14 protein-coding genes and 2 tRNA genes are annotated in these 15,985 nt (G+C 71.7%); 8 read left to right on the top strand and 8 right to left on the bottom strand.

What is annotated here, in order from left to right:
- Nucleotides 1-50 precede the first annotated feature (50 nt).
- The 4 genes from ACIA5F_RS02855 to ACIA5F_RS02870 all read left to right on the top strand — a co-directional run bounded on the left by ACIA5F_RS02855 (nt 51) and on the right by ACIA5F_RS02870 (nt 3,807).
- On the top strand, nt 51-803 hold the full coding sequence (locus ACIA5F_RS02855; RefSeq protein WP_399348397.1) for a M50 family metallopeptidase: 753 nt from the start codon (nt 51-53) through the stop codon (nt 801-803).
- A gap of 110 nt (nt 804-913) precedes the next feature.
- On the top strand, nt 914-2,296 hold the full coding sequence (gene aroA, locus ACIA5F_RS02860; protein ID WP_399348398.1) for a 3-phosphoshikimate 1-carboxyvinyltransferase: 1,383 nt from the start codon (nt 914-916) through the stop codon (nt 2,294-2,296).
- An 8-nt stretch (nt 2,297-2,304) separates the two neighbouring features.
- Complete coding sequence (rsgA, locus tag ACIA5F_RS02865) at nt 2,305-3,315, top strand: ribosome small subunit-dependent GTPase A (RefSeq protein WP_399348400.1); 1,011 nt, start codon at nt 2,305-2,307, stop codon at nt 3,313-3,315.
- Nucleotides 3,316-3,483: 168 nt separating this feature from the next.
- Entirely contained in the window at nt 3,484-3,807 is a 324-nt protein-coding gene (locus ACIA5F_RS02870) for a DMT family transporter (protein ID WP_399348402.1), read from the top strand.
- On the opposite strand, the gene ACIA5F_RS02875 is transcribed toward ACIA5F_RS02870, so the two are convergent.
- On the bottom strand, nt 3,773-4,315 hold the full coding sequence (locus ACIA5F_RS02875; protein WP_399348404.1) for a TetR/AcrR family transcriptional regulator: 543 nt from the start codon (nt 4,313-4,315) through the stop codon (nt 3,773-3,775). The two genes, ACIA5F_RS02870 and ACIA5F_RS02875, sit on opposite strands and share 35 nt — an antisense overlap.
- 125 nt (nt 4,316-4,440) lie before the next feature.
- Between ACIA5F_RS02875 and hisN the strand changes: the two genes are divergently transcribed.
- Nucleotides 4,441-5,262 carry a histidinol-phosphatase gene (gene hisN / locus ACIA5F_RS02880; RefSeq protein ID WP_399348406.1) on the top strand — a complete coding sequence of 274 codons (822 nt, stop codon included), beginning with the start codon at nt 4,441-4,443 and terminating at the stop codon, nt 5,260-5,262.
- Between the two features lie 155 nt (nt 5,263-5,417).
- Nucleotides 5,418-5,816: a cyclic nucleotide-binding/CBS domain-containing protein gene (locus tag ACIA5F_RS02885; protein ID WP_399348408.1), complete on the top strand. Its 399-nt coding sequence runs from the start codon at nt 5,418-5,420 to the stop codon at nt 5,814-5,816.
- 140 nt (nt 5,817-5,956) lie between these two features.
- Here ACIA5F_RS02885 and ACIA5F_RS02890 read toward each other — a convergent pair whose 3' ends face one another.
- Nucleotides 5,957-7,426 (bottom strand): catalase, encoded by a 1,470-nt coding sequence (locus tag ACIA5F_RS02890; RefSeq protein WP_399348410.1) that lies wholly within the window; start codon nt 7,424-7,426, stop codon nt 5,957-5,959.
- Nucleotides 7,427-7,556: 130 nt separating this feature from the next.
- Here ACIA5F_RS02890 and ACIA5F_RS02895 point away from each other — a divergent pair, with 130 nt between their 5' ends.
- Nucleotides 7,557-7,973, top strand: a complete 417-nt coding sequence (locus ACIA5F_RS02895; protein WP_399348412.1) for a Fur family transcriptional regulator — start codon at nt 7,557-7,559, stop codon at nt 7,971-7,973.
- Nucleotides 7,974-8,245: 272 nt separating this feature from the next.
- Here ACIA5F_RS02895 and ACIA5F_RS02900 read toward each other — a convergent pair.
- The 4 genes from ACIA5F_RS02900 to ACIA5F_RS02915 all read right to left on the bottom strand — a co-directional run bounded on the left by ACIA5F_RS02900 (nt 8,246) and on the right by ACIA5F_RS02915 (nt 13,616).
- Nucleotides 8,246-8,319: transfer RNA gene (locus ACIA5F_RS02900), tRNA-Met, on the bottom strand.
- A 155-nt stretch (nt 8,320-8,474) separates the two neighbouring features.
- The gene (locus ACIA5F_RS02905) at nt 8,475-10,331 is read right to left on the bottom strand and encodes a tetratricopeptide repeat protein (RefSeq protein WP_399348894.1); all 1,857 of its coding nucleotides are present in this window, start codon (nt 10,329-10,331) and stop codon (nt 8,475-8,477) included.
- Nucleotides 10,332-10,522: 191 nt separating this feature from the next.
- A tRNA-Met gene (locus ACIA5F_RS02910) sits at nt 10,523-10,596 on the bottom strand.
- Between the two features lie 122 nt (nt 10,597-10,718).
- Entirely contained in the window at nt 10,719-13,616 is a 2,898-nt protein-coding gene (locus tag ACIA5F_RS02915; protein WP_399348414.1) for a UPF0182 family protein, read from the bottom strand.
- Nucleotides 13,617-13,730: 114 nt separating this feature from the next.
- Between ACIA5F_RS02915 and ACIA5F_RS02920 the strand changes: the two genes are divergently transcribed.
- Entirely contained in the window at nt 13,731-14,300 is a 570-nt protein-coding gene (locus ACIA5F_RS02920) for a PPA1309 family protein (protein WP_399348415.1), read from the top strand.
- A 46-nt stretch (nt 14,301-14,346) separates the two neighbouring features.
- Here ACIA5F_RS02920 and ACIA5F_RS02925 read toward each other — a convergent pair whose 3' ends face one another.
- Both ACIA5F_RS02925 and ACIA5F_RS02930 read right to left on the bottom strand, forming a co-directional pair.
- The gene (locus ACIA5F_RS02925; protein WP_399348417.1) at nt 14,347-15,438 is read right to left on the bottom strand and encodes a PDZ domain-containing protein; all 1,092 of its coding nucleotides are present in this window, start codon (nt 15,436-15,438) and stop codon (nt 14,347-14,349) included.
- 97 nt (nt 15,439-15,535) lie between these two features.
- Nucleotides 15,536-15,751, bottom strand: a complete 216-nt coding sequence (locus ACIA5F_RS02930) for a hypothetical protein (RefSeq protein ID WP_399348419.1) — start codon at nt 15,749-15,751, stop codon at nt 15,536-15,538.
- Between the last annotated feature and the right edge of the window lie 234 nt (nt 15,752-15,985).

The raw sequence follows: 15,985 nt of genomic DNA on the forward strand, positions 1-15,985 counted from the left end.
GACGGACCGTCCGCCACCGCACCCGCACCCGCGAGGAGTCCGCCGTTCCCATGGACAGCACCACGACGACGACCGGTCTGTGGGACCGGCTCACAGGGATACAGACCGCGCCCGATCCGTGGCTGGTGGTGGTGACGGGCCTGGTCGCGCTGGGCTTCGTCGGGGTCCGGCCGCTGTGGGCGCTGTCGCGCAACGCCGTCACCATCGCGCACGAGGGCGGGCACGGCCTGCTGGCGCTGCTGACCGGGCGGCGGCTCGACGGGATACGGCTGCACTCCGACACCAGCGGTGTCACCGTCAGCCGGGGCAGGCCCTCCGGCCCCGGCATGGTCCTGACCGCCGCCGCCGGGTACACGGCGGCCCCGCTGCTCGGGCTGGGCGGGGCGGCGCTGCTGTCGGCGCACCGGATCACCCTGCTGCTCTGGGCGGCCACCGCCCTGCTGGCGGTGATGCTGGTGATGATCCGGAACGCGTACGGGGCCCTGACGGTGATCCTCACCGGGGCCACGTTCCTGCTGGTCTCCTGGCTGGCCCCGGCCCCGGTGCAGGCGGTCTTCGCGTACGGGGTGGTGTGGTTCCTGCTGCTGGGCGGCGTCCGGCCCGTCTTCGAGCTGGGCGCGAGCCGCAGGAGCAGGCGCGGCCGGGCGGGGTCCACGTACCGGTCCTCGGACGGTGCCCCGGACTCGGACGCCGACCAGCTCGGGCGGCTCACGCACGTGCCCGCGGTGGTGTGGCTGCTCGTCTTCCACGTGGTCGCGCTCTGCTCGCTCGTCGGCGGCGGGCGCTGGCTCCTCGGCCTCTGAGACGCCCCGCCCCGGCCGGGGACCGCCCCGGGGACCGGTGTCCGTCCCGACCTCCGAGACTGGAAAGCGATCAAGATCCTGGTCCGGGGGAAGCCATTAAAGTAGGGGCCATGACCGAGACCCCCGCGCTCCACCCCCTCTGGCCCGCCCCGCTCGCCGACGGGACCGTCCACGCCACGGTCACCGTGCCGGGGTCCAAGTCGGTCACCAACCGCGCCCTCGTCCTCGCCGCGCTCGCCGCCGAGCCCGGCTGGGTGCGCCGCCCGCTGCGCTCGCGCGACTCCCGGCTGATGGCGGACGCCCTGCGCGCGCTGGGCGTCGGCATCGAGGAGACCGTCTCGTCCAGCTCCGCCGGGAACGGCGCGGGCGGCGAGGCGTGGCGGGTCATCCCGGCCGCCCTGCACGGCCCGGCCACCGTCGACGTCGGCAACGCGGGCACGGTCATGCGCTTCCTGCCGCCCGTCGCCACCCTCGCCGCCGGTGACATCCGCTTCGACGGCGACCCCCGCTCCTACGAGCGCCCGCTCGGCCAGGTCATCAGCGCGCTCCGCGTGCTCGGCGCCCGCATCGACGACGACGGCCGGGGCGCGCTGCCGCTGACCGTCCAGGGCGGTGGCGCCCTGGAGGGCGGTGTCGTCGAGATCGACGCCACCAACTCCTCCCAGTTCGTCTCCGCGCTGCTGCTCTCCGCCCCGCGCTTCAACCAGGGCGTCGAGGTCCGGCACGTGGGCACCAACCTGCCGTCGATGCCGCACATCCGGATGACCGTGGAGATGCTGCGCGCCGCGGGCGCCCAGGTCGACACCCCCGAGGCGGGCGGCGAGAAGAACGTGTGGCGGGTCTCGCCCGGCGCGCTGCGCGGCCGTGACCTGGTCGTGGAGCCCGACCTCTCGAACGCCCAGCCCTTCCTGGCCGCGGCCCTGATCACCGGTGGCACCGTCACCGTCCCGGACTGGCCCCGCCGCACCACGCAGCCCGGTGACGCGCTGCGCCGGATCTTCACCGAGATGGGCGGCTCCTGCGAGCTGACCGACGCGGGCCTGGTCTTCACCGGCACCGGGAAGATCCACGGCATCGACGTGGACCTGGGCGAGGTCGGCGAGCTCACCCCGGGCATCGCCGCCGTGGCGGCACTGGCCGACTCGGAGTCGGTGCTGCGCGGGGTCCAGCACCTGCGGCTCCACGAGACCGACCGGCTGGCGGCGCTGACCAGGGAGATCAACGGGCTCGGCGGTGATGTCACCGAGACCGCGGACGGCCTGCGCATCCGGCCGCGCCCGCTGCACGGCGGGGTGTTCCACACCTACGACGACCACCGGATGGCCACCGCGGGCGCGGTGATCGGTCTGGCGGTGGAGGGCGTGCTGATCGAGAACGTGGCGACGACCGCGAAGACCCTGCCGGACTTCCCGCAGATGTGGACGGACATGCTCTCCCGTGCTTCCGACGCCCCTGATGGCTCCGGACCCTCCGGAGCGGGTGCGGGAGCGTAGGGCCCGTCATGCGCAGGTACGGCAAGAACACCGACGAGGACGACATCCGCTCCCGCCCCAACCGCAAGGGCAACCGGCCGCGGACCACCATCCGGCCCAAGCACGAGGACGCCTGTGAGGGCTTCGTCCTCACCGTCGACCGGGGACGGCTCACCTGCCTGGTCGAGGACCGCACCGTCCACGCCATGAAGGCGCGCGAGCTGGGCCGCAAGGCGGCGGTGGTCGGCGACCGGGTCTGGATCGTCGGCGACCTGTCCGGCAAGAAGGACACCCTCGCGCGGATCGTGCGGATCGAGGAGCGCAAGTCGGTGCTGCGGCGCACCGCCGACGACGACGACCCGTACGAGCGGGTGGTCGTCGCCAACGCCGATCAGCTGGCCATCGTCACCGCCCTGGCCGATCCGGAGCCGCGTCCCCGGATGATCGACCGCTGTCTGGTGGCCGCGTACGACGCGGGGCTGGAACCGCTGCTGGTGCTGACCAAGTCCGACCTGACCTCCGCGGACCAGATCCTGGAGATCTACTCGACGTTCGGCCTGAACTACGTGGTCACCAACCGCGAGGAGCTGGCCACGGGCGACGCGGCCGAGCGGGTGCGCGAGCGGCTGAACGGCCGGATCACCGCCTTCGTCGGCCACTCGGGCGTCGGCAAGACCACCCTGGTGAACTCGCTGGTCGCCGAGGGCCGCCAGCGCGCCACCGGCCATGTCAACGCGGTGACCGGCCGGGGCCGGCACACCACCACCTCGGCGCTGGCGCTGCCGCTGCCCTCGGGCGACGGCTGGGTCATCGACACCCCGGGCGTGCGCTCCTTCGGCCTGCACCACGTGGACCCGTCCCGGGTGATCCTGGCCTTCCCGGACCTGGTGCCGGGTACGGAGGGGTGCCCGCGGGCGTGCAGTCACGACGAGCCCGACTGCGCCCTGGACAAGTGGGTGGAGGACGGTCACGCGGACCCGGCGCGGCTGTACTCGCTGCGCCGGCTGCTGGAGACGCGGGAGCGCCGCGAAGGGGACTGATCCTCCCGCCGCGAGGGGGCCGGCCGTCCCGCCGTGAAGAGGACTGACCGTCCGGCGACGTTTGCCGGGACGCGCGTCTGGTAAATGCATAATCGCACCAAGTGGCGCACAGGTCGCAGGCCGCACTCCGGCCCAGGCCGTGTCACATGACGCGGGGAGGCATTCGACATGGCGTGGCTGCTGGTCGTCGTCGCGGGAATCCTGGAGACCGGTTTCGCGGTCTGTCTCAAGCTGTCCCACGGTTTCACCCGGCTGTGGCCGACCGTCGCCTTCGCGTGCTTCGCGCTCGGCAGCTTCGGTCTGCTGACGCTGGCGCTCAAGAAGCTGGACGTGGGCCCGGCGTACGCGGTGTGGACGGGCATCGGGGCGGCGGGGACGGCGATCTACGGGATGGTCTTCCTGGGGGACGTCGTCTCCACCCTCAAACTCGTCTCGATCTCGCTGGTCATCGTGGGGGTCATCGGCCTCCAGCTGTCGGGTTCGGCGCACTGAGCAGCCGCAGCAGCTCGCCCGGTCCCGGTTCCTGCCCGGGGACGATCACGTAGGAGAGGGCGAGCCGGACGGCGAGTTCGCACCGCTGCGCGCCCTCGCCCGGGGTGAGCGCGGCGGCGGCCCGGTCGCGGACCTCCCCCGCCAGCCTCCCGGGCCCGGCGGCCCGCGCCGCCGGAAGCGGCAGGTCCGCGCCCCAGTACCCGGTGAGCAGGGCCCGCACGAGGGGGTGCGCGCGGGCGGTGCGTACGGTCCACTCGGCGACCGCGGCGAGCCGCTCGGCCGGGGGCGCCGGGGCGGCCAGCGCCCGGTCCACGCCGTCGAGGTAGCGTTCGGTCTCCCGCCGGACCAGGGCGCTGCCCAGCCCCGCCTTGCCGCCGAACTCGTTGTAGAGGGTCTGCCGGGACACCCCGGCCGCGGCGGCCACCTCGACCATCCGCACCGCGGACCAGGGGCGCGCCGTGAGCGCCGCTCCCGCCGCTTCCAGCAAGGACTCCCGGGCCGCCGGCATCGTCGCCTCCCCCGCTTGGCTTCTCCGCCAGCGTTGACGGGCCGGCGGGGTCCTGTCAAGGGCGCGCGGGGGTCGTACCGTGGACCTCGTTGGCCGGGTCACGGGAGTCTCGATACTGTTCGGCCATGCCCGAGTATGACGATGATCTGCGCCTCGCCCTCGAACTCGCCGACGCGGCGGACGCCGCCACGATGGGGCGTTTCCGTGCCCTGGACCTGAAGGTCGAGACCAAGCCGGACATGACCCCGGTGAGCGAGGCGGACCGGGCGGCGGAGGAGATCGTCCGGGCCGGCATCACGGCCGCGCGCCCCGACGACGCGATCCTCGGCGAGGAGTACGGGCTCCAGGGCGAGGGGCCGCGCCGCTGGGTCGTGGACCCGATCGACGGGACGAAGAACTACGTGCGCGGCGTGCCGGTCTGGGCGACGCTGATCTCCTTGACAGCCCAGGACCCCGCGGACGCCGGTGACCCGGGGGCGCCCTTCCGGCCGGTGGTCGGTGTGGTCTCCGCGCCCGCGCTGGGCCGTCGCTGGTGGGCGGTGCGGGGCGGCGGCGCCTTCACGGGCGGCGCCCTGGGCGAAACGACCCGGATCGGCGTCTCGCGGGTCGGCGCCCTGGGCGACGCCTCGTTCGCGTACTCCTCGCTGACCGGCTGGGAGGAGCAGGGCCGACTCGCCGGGTTCCTGGACCTGACCCGCGCGTGCTGGCGCACCCGGGGCTACGGCGACTTCTGGCCGTACATGATGGTCGCGGAGGGCTCCTTGGACCTGTGCGCCGAGCCGGAGCTGAACCTGTGGGACATGGCCGCCCTCGCGGTCGTGGTCGAGGAGGCGGGCGGCCGTTTCACCGGCCTGGACGGGGTGGACGGGGTGGACGGCGGGAACGCGGCGGCGTCGAACGGGCTGCTGCACGCGCGGATGCTGGAGCTGCTGCGCCCCCGCGTCTGACGAGGCGGGCGGCGCGGGAACGGCGGGTGCGCCCGCCTCCGTCCCGGTCCGCCCGTGCGCGCCCCCTTGATGCCCCTTCGTGCCCGTGGGAATCTGGGGTTCCCCCGCTTGTGCGTTTGTGCATCGGGGGTTCACCCCAGGAGGTGGCTCTCTTCATGCTCGTCCGTGACGCCATGAGCAACGTGATCCTCACCCTCGGACCCGCCCACACCCTCCGCCAGGCCGCCGGCCTGATGGCCGGCCGGCGCATCGGCGCGGCCGTCGTCCTCGATCCCGACCACTGCGGGATCGGCATTCTGACCGAGCGCGACATCCTCAACTCGATCGGCGCGGGCCACGATCCCGACCGGGAGCACGTGGGCGCGCACACCACCAACAACGTCGTGTTCTGCACCCCGGAGGCGACCGTCCTGGACGCCGCCGAGGCCATGGCCCACGGCGGTTTCCGGCATCTGATCGTCCTGGAGGACGGCGGGCCGGTCGGCATCGTGTCGGTGCGCGACGTCATCCGCTGCTGGGCCCCGGCCCGCCGCGGAGCCGCCGTACCGGCGTAGCACCCCTACCCGGCGACGGCCGGAAGGAGCGGCTGGAGCACGGGAAACGGAGCACGGGAAACGGAGAGCGGGAAACGGAGAGCGGCGGGCCGGAACCCTCCGGGGAGGGTTCCGGCCCGCCGTTCCGCTACGGCGAGCGGTCAGCCGCGGAGGGCCTGGACCGCGGCTTCCAGTCGCTTGCCGAAGTCGCCGTCCGCCTGGCGGAAGTTGTTGACCGCGCGCTCGGCGAGGTCGTCACGGGAGACCTTGGCGATGAAGCCGGAGAGGTTCTCGATCAGGCGGGACTTCTCGTCGTCGGACAGCAGCCGGTAGAGGTTGCCCGCCTGGACGAAGTCGTCGTCCTCGGAGTGCGAGGGGGCCTCGTGGTCCCCGGTGACGCCGCTGACCTGGGCGGAGACCCACAGCGGACGGTCCGTCTGGTGCGGGCCGCCGAAGCTGTTCGGCTCGTAGTTCTTCGCGCCCGCGTGGCGGCCGTCGTAGAGGGAGCCGTCACGGGAGTTGGTCCGCGCCTCGGTGGCGTGCGGGCGGTTGACCGGCAGGTGGTCGGCGTTGATGCCGACGCGGTAGCGGTGGGCGTCGCCGTACGCGAAGAGCCGGCCCTGGAGCATCTTGTCCGGGGAGGGGCCGATGCCGGGGACGAAGTGCGCCGGGGAGAAGATCGACTGCTCGACCTCGGCGAAGACATTCTGCGGGTTGCGGTTGAGCTCCAGCTTGCCGATCTCGATCGGCGGGTAGTCCTCGTGCGGCCACACCTTGGTGAGGTCGAACGGGTTGAAGCGGTAGGTCGCCGCCTCGGCCGCGGGCATGATCTGGACCTGCACGGTCCAGGTCGGGAAGTCACCGCGCTCGATGGACTCGCGCAGGTCGCGCTGGTGGGAGTCCGGGTCCTCACCGGCGAGGCGGTTGGCCTCGGCCTGGGGGAGGTTCTTGATGCCCTGGTCGGTCTTGAAGTGGTACTTGACCCAGAAGACCTCGCCGGCCTCGTTGTTCCACTGGAACGTGTGCGAGCCGTAGCCGTTCATGTGGCGGTAGGAGGCCGGGATGCCGCGGTCACCGAAGAGCCAGGTCACCTGGTGGGTCGACTCGGGCGACAGACCCCAGAAGTCCCAGACGTTGTCCGCCTCCTGCGAGCCCGTGTAGGGGTCGCGCTTCTGGGTGTGGATGAAGTCGGGGAACTTGATGGCGTCCTTGATGAAGAAGACCGGGGTGTTGTTGCCGACGAGGTCGTAGTTGCCCTCCTCGGTGTAGAACTTCAGCGCCCAGCCGCGCGGGTCGCGCACCGCGTCGGCCGCGCCGAGGTTGCCCGCGACGGTGGAGAAGCGCAGGAAGGTCTCGGTCTCCTTGCCGACCTCGGAGAGGAACGTGGCACGGGTCCACCGCGACACGTCACGGGTCAGCGTGAAGGTGCCGTACGCGCCGGCGCCACGGGCGTGGACCACGCGCTCCGGGATGCGCTCACGGTTGAAGTGCGCGAGCTTCTCCAGCAGCAGCTGGTCCTGGATCAGCACGGGCCCGCCGACGCCGGCGGTCTCGCTGTTCTGGTTGTCGGCGACCGGAGCCCCGGCCTCCGTGGTGAGCGGTCCCTGCGACACGTGCGCCTCCTGCGTCATTGCTGCATGTCCTGTCCTTGGTCTTTGCCGTAACCGATCCTACGATGGACTTTGTCTAAGTCAAGTAAGCATCCAAGTCCGTATCGATTCGGGAGTTACACCGAATCCCCTCGCTGTTAGGCTGGCCTACATGAGTGACCTGCTGGAACGACTTCGCGGACGCGGCTGGCGCATGACCGCCCAGCGGCGTGTCGTCGCCGAGGTGCTCGACGGTGACCACGTTCACCTGACGGCGGACGAGGTGCACGCGCGCGCGGTGACCAAACTCCCCGAGATCTCCCGGGCCACGGTCTACAACACGCTGGGCGAGCTCGTCACCCTCGGCGAGGTCCTGGAGGTCTCCACGGACCGGCGCGCCAAGCGGTACGACCCGAACGCCCACCGGCCCCACCAGCACCTGGTCTGCGCCAAGTGCGGCGCGATCCGCGACGTCCACCCGGCGGGCAACCCGCTGGCCGACCTGCCCGACGCGGAGCGCTTCGGCTTCGTCGTGTCGGCGGTCGAGGTGACCTACCGCGGCGTGTGTCCCGCCTGCGCCACCGCCTGAGACCCGTACGGGCGCGGGAACCGGAGCGAACGCGAACGCGGAAGCGAGCACGGACGCGCGAGCGGACACGGACGCGGGCACGGGAGCGGTGCGGAAGTGTGCGGCACGAAGGCCCGGGAGCCGCCCTCTCGGGCCTTTCGCCGTGCCTGCCGCCGTCCGGACCGCCTCCGGTCCCCTTGCTGGTCGTGCCATTGCCGCATCGTGGCACCCGGAAACGCCTCAGGGCCCTGATCTGATGGATAATCCATCAGATCAGGGCCCTGAGGTTTCAGTAGCGGGGACAGGATTTGAACCTGCGACCTCTGGGTTATGAGCCCAGCGAGCTACCGAGCTGCTCCACCCCGCGTCGGTAAACCTGACTTTACGTGAGAGCTCCCACCTGATGCAAATCGCCTGCCCGGGGCTCCGACCAGCGCGAACGCCGGGTCCGGGCGGGCGGGACGGCCGGAGTCGGGGGGCGCGGCTCCGACCGCCTCGCCTCCGTCACCGCCGTCGCCTCCGTCAGGCCGAGAGTTCCTCCGCCAGGGCCTCGCGGAGCCGGGCCGCCCGCTGGGAGACCTCCGCCGGGCCCAGCTCCATGGCCCGCACGCACCACTTCGGCCCCCCCGGGGGGGCCCGGGGGGGGGCCCCCCCCCCCCCCCGCCGCGGGGCCGCCCGGCGGGGGCCGCCCCCGCCCGCCCGGGTCCACCACAGCGCCGCCTCCGGCTCGCTCCCCTCACGGGCCAGCAGCAGCCCGAGGTTGAACGCCCCGTTGCGGGAGCCGGCCTCGGCCGCCTCCCGGTACCACCGCGCGGCCACCGCCAGGTCACCCCGGGCCGCGGCGAGCATGCCGACGCGCACCTGGGCCCGCCGGTGCCCCAGCTCGGCGGCCCGCTCGTACCACTCCTCGCTCTCGGTCCGCCCGGTGCCGCCCAGCGGCTCGCCCAGCGCCACCGGCTCCGGCGGCGGGGACAGCGACTCCAGCAGCGCGGCCAGCCGGAACGCCGCCTCGGCGCTGCCACCGCCCGCCGCACACCGCAGGTGCCGTTCGGCCGCGCGCTCCTCCCCGTCCCGGACCAGCGCGATGCCGACCTGGAGCGCCGCGTCGGTGTGGCCCGCCGACGCGGCCCGCTCGTACCACTTCAGCGCCGTCCGGTCGTCGTCCCGGCTGGCGAAGAGAATCCCGAGGTTGAACGCGGCGTCCACGCTGCCGGCCTCCGCCGCCTTCGAGAACCAGGGCTCCGCGCCCGCCGCGTCCCCGACCTGGAGCAGCATGATGGCGAGCGCGTTGGCCGCCTCGCGGTGCCCGGCGTAGGCCGCGCGCCGGTACCACTGCTCGGCCTGCGCGGTCCGCTCCTGCGCGACGCACAGCAGGGCGAGGTTGTAGGCCCCGTTCTGGTCGCCCGCGTCCATGGCCGTGCGGTACCAGCGCTCCGCGGTCTGGGTCTCGCCCCGCGCCGCGTGCAGCGCGCCCAGGGCGTTCGCGGCGTTGCCGTCGCCGTCCTGCGCGGCCCGGTGCCACCACGCCGCCGCGCTGTCCTCGTCCCCGGCGTCGCGCAGCAGGAAGCCGAGGGCGCACGCGGCCCGCGCCTCGCCCTGCTTGGCGGAGGTCAGGTACCAGCGGCCCGCCTCCTTGAGCTCCCCGCGCGCCTCCAGCAGCGCGCCCAGGTGCAGGGCGGCCCGCCGGTGTCCGCGCGCGGCGGCCTGCCGGTACCACTGCTCGGCCTCGGCGGGGTCGCCCTTCCTGAGGTGCCGTGCCAGCCGGTACGCGGCTTCGCGGTGCCCCTGTTCGGCGGCGGCGCGAAACCACCGCTCGACGCCCTTGTCGCCGCGGTGCTGGAGCAGGTCGGCCAGGGCGTAGGCGCCCAGGGCGTGGCCGGATTCGGCCGCCTGTCGGAGCCAGTACTCGGCGGCGGGCTCGTCCCCCCGCTCGCGGAAGTGACGGCCCAGGGCGTGCGCGGCGGGTGCGGACCCGGCGACGGCGGCGACCCGCCACCAGTCGGCCGCCTCGTCGGGGTAGCCCCGCTGGTGGAGCAGGACGCCGAGGTTGTTCGCGGCGGCGCGGTCCCCCTCCCCGGTGGCTCCGCGCAGGTACGGTTCGGCCGCGTCGAGGTCACCGCGGCGCAGCAGCAGGGCCCCGAGCACGCTCATGGCACCGGGGTCGCCCTGGTCGGCGGCCACCCGGTGCCGGGCTTCGAGTTCGGCGTCGCTCACCGTGTCGGTCTCGGTGAACATCTCCTCGGTGAGCGCCGCGTCGGTCAACGCGGTCCTCACGTCGGTGGCCGGAGCCTTCCCACCGGCTCCCGCGCCCGCCCTGGCCTCCGCCCTCACAAACCGCCCTGTCTCCAGCAGAGTTGACCTCTCCCCCATGAATCCCATCGTCGCATCACCCACTACCCGCGTACACCTGCCGTGTTGCGGCCAGTGAGGTCACTACAGCGCTTTGTCGACATGCCCACAGAGAGACAAGTCAAACACGCTCCCGCTCCCCCTCATCCGTCCCAGCTATCGCCTACCGATCCCGGACATGACGAAGGCCCGGATCATGTAGATCCGGGCCTTCGTTTCAGTAGCGGGGACAGGATTTGAACCTGCGACCTCTGGGTTATGAGCCCAGCGAGCTACCGAGCTGCTCCACCCCGCGTCGGTGAAACCACAGTATCACGGGCGCGGGAAGGAGCCGTACCGACGCATGCGGGCCCGACAGGGCCCCTCCGGCGGCGGGGTCGGACACCCCACCGCCGGAAAAATCACCCGTCAGGGGACCTAACCACCCGTCTTGGGCGCCGTCAGTCGTGCCTCCGCGTCGATCGCCCGCTTCAGCGCCGCCTCCAGGTCGTCCTGAGCCTTGCCGTAGGCCGCCCAGTCGCCGGCCTTCATCGCCCGGTCCGCGTCCTCGACGGCCTTCTGGGCCTCGGAGAGCGCCGCCTTGACCGTCGGGTCCTGGCTGGCCGGGGGCGGGGTGGTGCCCGGCGGCTGGGTCGGGTTCGTGGGGGTGGTCGCCGCCTCGGACCCGAAGACCACGTTCAGCGCCTTCTCCAGCGTGTCCTCGAAGGCCGTCTGGCCTCCGTAGGTGACGAGGACCTTGCGCAGCAGCGGGTACTTCAGCCCGGAGCTGCGCACGTACACCGGCTCCACGTAGAGCATCCCGCCGTCGAGCGGGACCGTGAGCAGGTTGCCGTACTCGACCTCCGAGTCACCACCGCGCAGCAGGCGGATCGACTCGGCGATCTTCGGTTCGGACTGGAACTTGCTCTGGACCTGCTTGGGGCCGTCGACCGGCTTGCTGGTCGGCAGCTTCAGCAGGCTGATCTTGCCGTACCCGACCGTGCCCGGATCGGCGTTGACCGACATGAAGGCGCTCAGGTTGTCGCGCTCGTTCGGCGTGAACGTCGTCGTGAGCGAGAAGACCTGGTCCTTCTCCTTCTGGTCCGGCAGCTTCATCGACAGGTAGTACGGCGGGACCGCCGTACCGGCCTTGGTCGTCGGGTCGTCCGGGACGGCCCACGCCTCGCTGCCGCTGAGGAAGGTCTGCGGGTCCGTGACGTGGTACCGGGTCAGCAGCTCCCGCTGGACCTTGAAGAGGTCCTGCGGGTAGCGCAGGTGGTCCATGAGCGGCTTGGAGATCTCGCTCTTGGGCTGCACCGTGTCCGGGAACGCCTTCATCCAGGTCTTCAGGACCGGGTCCTCGGTGTCCCACTGGTACAGGCTGACCGTGCCGTCGTACGCGTCGACGGTGGCCTTCACCGAGTTGCGGATGTAGTTGACCTGGCTCTCCTGCGCCACCACCGCGCGCTGGCTGTTGGTCAGAGAGTCCGCGGTGCTGTCACCGAGGGTGGTGCGCGAGGCGTACGGGTAGCCGTTGGTCGTCGTGTACGCGTCGACGATCCACTTGATCCGGCCGTCGACGACCGCCGGGTAGGGCGCTCCGTCGATGGTCAGCCAGGGCGCGACGGCCTCGACGCGCTGCTTGGGCGTGCGGTTGTAGAGGATGCGCGAGCCCTCGCCGATGGCCCCGGAGTAGAGGATCTGCGGCTCGCTGAAGGCCAGCGCGTACGCCGCCCGGTTGACCGGGTTGTCCAGGTTCACCCCGGAATTGCCCTTGTAGCTCGTCTCCTTCTCGCCCTTGTCGTCCGAGTAGTCGAGCTCCTTCTGCGGCCCGCCGACGATCGAGTACTGCTTCGTCTGCTCGCCGTAGTAGATGCGCTGCTCGAACTCCGAGCCGAACATGCCCTTGGAGGGCAGGTCGGACTGGGTGAAGTCGGGAGCGCCCTGGTCACCGACGGTGGTGCCCTTGGCCGCGACCACGCCGTAGCCGTGCGTGTACTTGAAGTGGTCGTTGATCCAGTTGTTCTTCGGGATGCCGCCGATGTTCAGCTCGCGCAGCCCGATGACGGTGTCCTGGCCGTTGTACCGGTCCACGGCGAGCGTGGACGGGAAGGCGTAGTAGCCCTTGACCTGCTGGAGCTGCTGGAACGCGGGCGAGACGATGTTCGGGTCGAGCAGCCGGACGCTGGCGGTGGTGTCCGCCGCCTTGCGCAGCTGGCTCTTGTCGGTCCCCGCGGTCGGCACGCCCGCGTAGTCCTTCACCTCGGAGTCGGCGATCCCGTAGGCGTCCCGCGTCGCCTTGATGTTCTTCTCGACGTACGGGGACTCCTTGGCCTGCTCGTTCGGCTGGACCTGGAACTTCTGCACGATCGCCGGGTACAGCCCGCCGATCAGGATCGCCGAGAGCACCATCAGGCCGAAGCCGATGACCGGCAGCTGCCAGGTGCGGCGCCACAGCGTCGCGAAGAAGAGCAGCGCGCAGATCGCGGCGATGGCGACGAGGATCGTCTTCGCCGGGAGGTAGGCGTTGGCGTCGACGTAACGCAGGCCGGTCCAGTTGTCGGCCGCCTTGAAGTCGCTGGACTTCACGGCGAGGCCGTACCGGTCGAGCCAGTACGCGACCGCCTTGAGCGTGACGAAGAGGCCGAGCAGCACCGACAGGTGCCCGGTGGCCGCGGCGGTGGCGCGGGCTCCCGGGCTGGTCACGCGCAGGCCGCCGTACAGGTAGTGCACGACGGCCGCGGCGATCACCGAGAGCACGACCGCGGCGAAGCCGAAGCCGAGCAGGAAGCGGTACCAGGGCAGGTCGAAGGTGTAGAACGACACGTCCAGACCGAACTGGGGGTCCTTCTGCCCGAACGGCGAGCCGTTCGCGTACAGCAGCCAGGTCTTCCACTGGCCGGCCGCCGAGGCACCCGCGATCAGGCCGACGAGCGCGGCGATGCCCAGGAGCAGCCACTTCTTGAACGGCGCGACGCTCATCCGGTACCGGTCGAGGCTCTGCTGCTCCATCGACATCGCGCTGAGCGGCGGCCGGAGCCGGTACGCCAGCCAGAGGTTCAGCCCGACGGCACCGGCCATCAGCAGGCCGAAGACGGCGAAGAGGCCGATCTTGGTCCACAGGGTGGTGGTGAAGACGGTGGAGTACTCGACCGACCGGAACCAGAGCCAGTCGGTCCAGAAGCCCGCGAACATGATGAAGAGCATGGCCAGGACGGCCAGTGCGCCCAGGGTCATGAGGAGAGTGCGGGCTCGCCGGGAGGGGCGGCCGACTCTCATCCGTGGCCCCGAAGGGCCTCCGCCGCGGTCCGGCATCTGGAAAGCCAAGGTGCGCACCTCGAAAGTCGCTGTGAGTCAGGTCGTGTGGAGCGGGCCCCCGATCGTAGAGCCCACTCATGCAACTTACTGAGGCTTTAGTCAGTTCCCGCTATCGGGGGGAAAGGAGGCAGGATGTTCTCCATGTCCAACGTTTCCCCTTCCCCCGGCACTCCGATGGCGGCCGGCCCGCTCACCCGTGCCTGTCTTGAGATCGACGAGTACGCGGCCGGCCTCGGCTGGGACCGGCCCGCCCGGCTCTTCGCCCTCGTCGACACCGCCAGGCTCCGCAAGCAGGAGCCGCGCCTCGCCACCCAGCTCGGCCTCGACCAGGACGACACCGGCAAGCGCTCCCTCACCCCGATCGAGCAGGACGAGCTGCCGCGCGGGACCGCCCTCGACACGTTCCTGGGCACCGTCGCCTGGCCCGACACGGTCGTCGGCTGCGCGATGACGGTGGAGCGGCTGATGCTGCCGCCGTCGGCGGAGGCCACCGTTCCGGAGGGGCTGAGCGACAAGCAGCTCGCGAAGTGGGTCGCCGCGCACCCGGAGCGTCAGGAGGTCCGGCTGACGGTGGCCGTCCTGCGCGACGGCTCGCGCGAGTCGGCCGTGCGGCTGCGCGAGAAGGACTCCTCGACCGAGGTCCTGACCGGCGGGAACCTGGTGCCGGGACTGGCCGAGGCACTGGCCGCGACCTTCTCGTAGGCCGGGTCCCCCCTCACGCCGTCGCGGGCCTGGGGCCGGGGGCCGGTCAGGGCCTGGCGTCGCACTTCGACAGCCCGGCCGTGTCCCCCTTGGCGATCTTCTCCAGCGACTTCGTGGCGTCGTCGATGGTGGAGACCTTCACCAGGGTCAGGCCGGCGGGGACGTCGGCCGAGGCGGCGGCGCAGTTCGCGGCGGGCGTGAGGAAGTACTGGGCGCCGGCCTGGCGGGCGCCGATGGTCTTCATCTGGATGCCGCCGATGGGGCCGACCTTGCCCGCGTCGTCGATGGTGCCGGTGCCCGCGACGAACGTGCCGCCGGTCAGGTCGCCCGGGGTGAGCTTGTCGACGATGCCGAGGGCGAACATCAGCCCGGCGCTGGGGCCGCCGACGTCCGCGAGCTTGATGTCGATCGTGAACGGGAAGGTGTGGTCGGTCCCGGCGCGGATGCCGACGATGGCGTGTCCGTCGTCCTCGGCCTTGCCCGCGACGACCGTGACCTTGGTGGTGCCGGAGGGTTCGCGCTGGGCCTTCTCGGCCTCGGCCGCCTCGGCGGCGGGCACGAGGGTGAATTCGACCGGCTCGCCGGGCTGGTGCTCGGTGACGAGCTTGGCCACGTCCCCGGGGGCCGTCACCGGGGTGCCGTCCACGGCTCGGATCACGTCCCCGGCGTGCAGCTTGTCCTCGGCGGGGCTGTTCTTGACCACGGAGGCGACGACGACGCGGGTGGCGACGGGGATGCCGAGTTCCTTGAGGGCGGCGACCTTGGCGCTCTCCTGGGACTGGCTGAACTCCTCGGCGTTCTCCTGCGTGGACTGCTGTTCCGTCTTGCCGTCCGGGTAGAGGTTCTCGTGCGGCACGACGATGTTGTCGCCGGACAGCCACCCGTAGACCGCTTCCAGCAGGTTCATCTGGTAGTCCGCGCTCGTGACCCGGACCGTCGTCATGTTCAGATGCCCGCCGGCGGGGTACGTCTTGCGGCCCGAGATGTTCAGGACCGGCTCGCCGTGGGAGTCCCCGAGCGTGTTCACGGTCGGCCCCGGGCTCATCTCGGAGTACGGGACCCGGAGGAAGACGCCTGCGCACAGGAGCGCGAACAGCACGAGGGTGGAGGCGAGCATCGTCGCAGTGCGGCGTGGCATGGATCGACAGTACGGGACGGTCCTGACGGGCGGCCCCCGGGGCCGGTCCGTACGGGCACCGCGCGCGGGAAGTCTCAGGCGATTCTCACGGGACGCCTCAGACGGCGTCGGAACCGGAGTGCGCCGCCGCTCTCGGCCTGGCCCGGTCGACCGTGTCGGCCCGGTCGGCCTTGTCCATCACTTCACGGAATCTCGCGTAGCCCGCGAGCTCGGATATGTCACCTTGGGTGCGGTCGCGCGCCGCCCAGCTGCCCCATATCGCCGCTCCGATGGCGGCGAAGAGCGGAATCAGCAACCACGCCAGTGATGCCATGGACGTGTCTCCTCTCCCCCGAAATGCCCTGGATACCCCGGATCGACCGAACACCCTGAATGCCCTGGACGTCCCAGAGATCCTGGATGTCCCGGACGTTCCGACCGGACGTTCCGACGCGTGTGTCGTCGGTGGCTTCAACGCTCGTGCCCGGGAGTGAGTTACGCAAATCGGGGGCGTGTCGCGCGGCCGGACGGGTGCGAGGCTACCGCTGTCCGGGGGCTGTCCGGCGTC

Origin of the sequence: Streptomyces sp. NPDC051567 (assembly GCF_044454165.1) — a bacterium.
In the GTDB taxonomy this organism is placed as follows: Bacteria; Actinomycetota; Actinomycetes; order Streptomycetales; family Streptomycetaceae; genus Streptomyces.

Bases quoted from the DNA above. Each gene is read 5' to 3' on its own strand.
- ACIA5F_RS02855 (WP_399348397.1), top strand. From the start codon at position 51: ATGGACAGCACCACGACGACGACCGGTCTGTGGGACCGGCTCACAGGG.
- aroA (WP_399348398.1), top strand. From the start codon at position 914: ATGACCGAGACCCCCGCGCTCCACCCCCTCTGGCCCGCCCCGCTCGCC.
- rsgA (WP_399348400.1), top strand. From the start codon at position 2,305: ATGCGCAGGTACGGCAAGAACACCGACGAGGACGACATCCGCTCCCGC.
- ACIA5F_RS02870 (WP_399348402.1), top strand. From the start codon at position 3,484: ATGGCGTGGCTGCTGGTCGTCGTCGCGGGAATCCTGGAGACCGGTTTC.
- ACIA5F_RS02875 (WP_399348404.1), bottom strand. From the start codon at position 4,315: ATGCCGGCGGCCCGGGAGTCCTTGCTGGAAGCGGCGGGAGCGGCGCTC.
- hisN (WP_399348406.1), top strand. From the start codon at position 4,441: ATGCCCGAGTATGACGATGATCTGCGCCTCGCCCTCGAACTCGCCGAC.
- ACIA5F_RS02885 (WP_399348408.1), top strand. From the start codon at position 5,418: ATGCTCGTCCGTGACGCCATGAGCAACGTGATCCTCACCCTCGGACCC.
- ACIA5F_RS02890 (WP_399348410.1), bottom strand. From the start codon at position 7,426: ATGACGCAGGAGGCGCACGTGTCGCAGGGACCGCTCACCACGGAGGCC.
- ACIA5F_RS02895 (WP_399348412.1), top strand. From the start codon at position 7,557: ATGAGTGACCTGCTGGAACGACTTCGCGGACGCGGCTGGCGCATGACC.
- ACIA5F_RS02905 (WP_399348894.1), bottom strand. From the start codon at position 10,331: ATGGGATTCATGGGGGAGAGGTCAACTCTGCTGGAGACAGGGCGGTTT.
- ACIA5F_RS02920 (WP_399348415.1), top strand. From the start codon at position 13,731: ATGTTCTCCATGTCCAACGTTTCCCCTTCCCCCGGCACTCCGATGGCG.
- ACIA5F_RS02925 (WP_399348417.1), bottom strand. From the start codon at position 15,438: ATGCCACGCCGCACTGCGACGATGCTCGCCTCCACCCTCGTGCTGTTC.
- ACIA5F_RS02930 (WP_399348419.1), bottom strand. From the start codon at position 15,751: ATGGCATCACTGGCGTGGTTGCTGATTCCGCTCTTCGCCGCCATCGGA.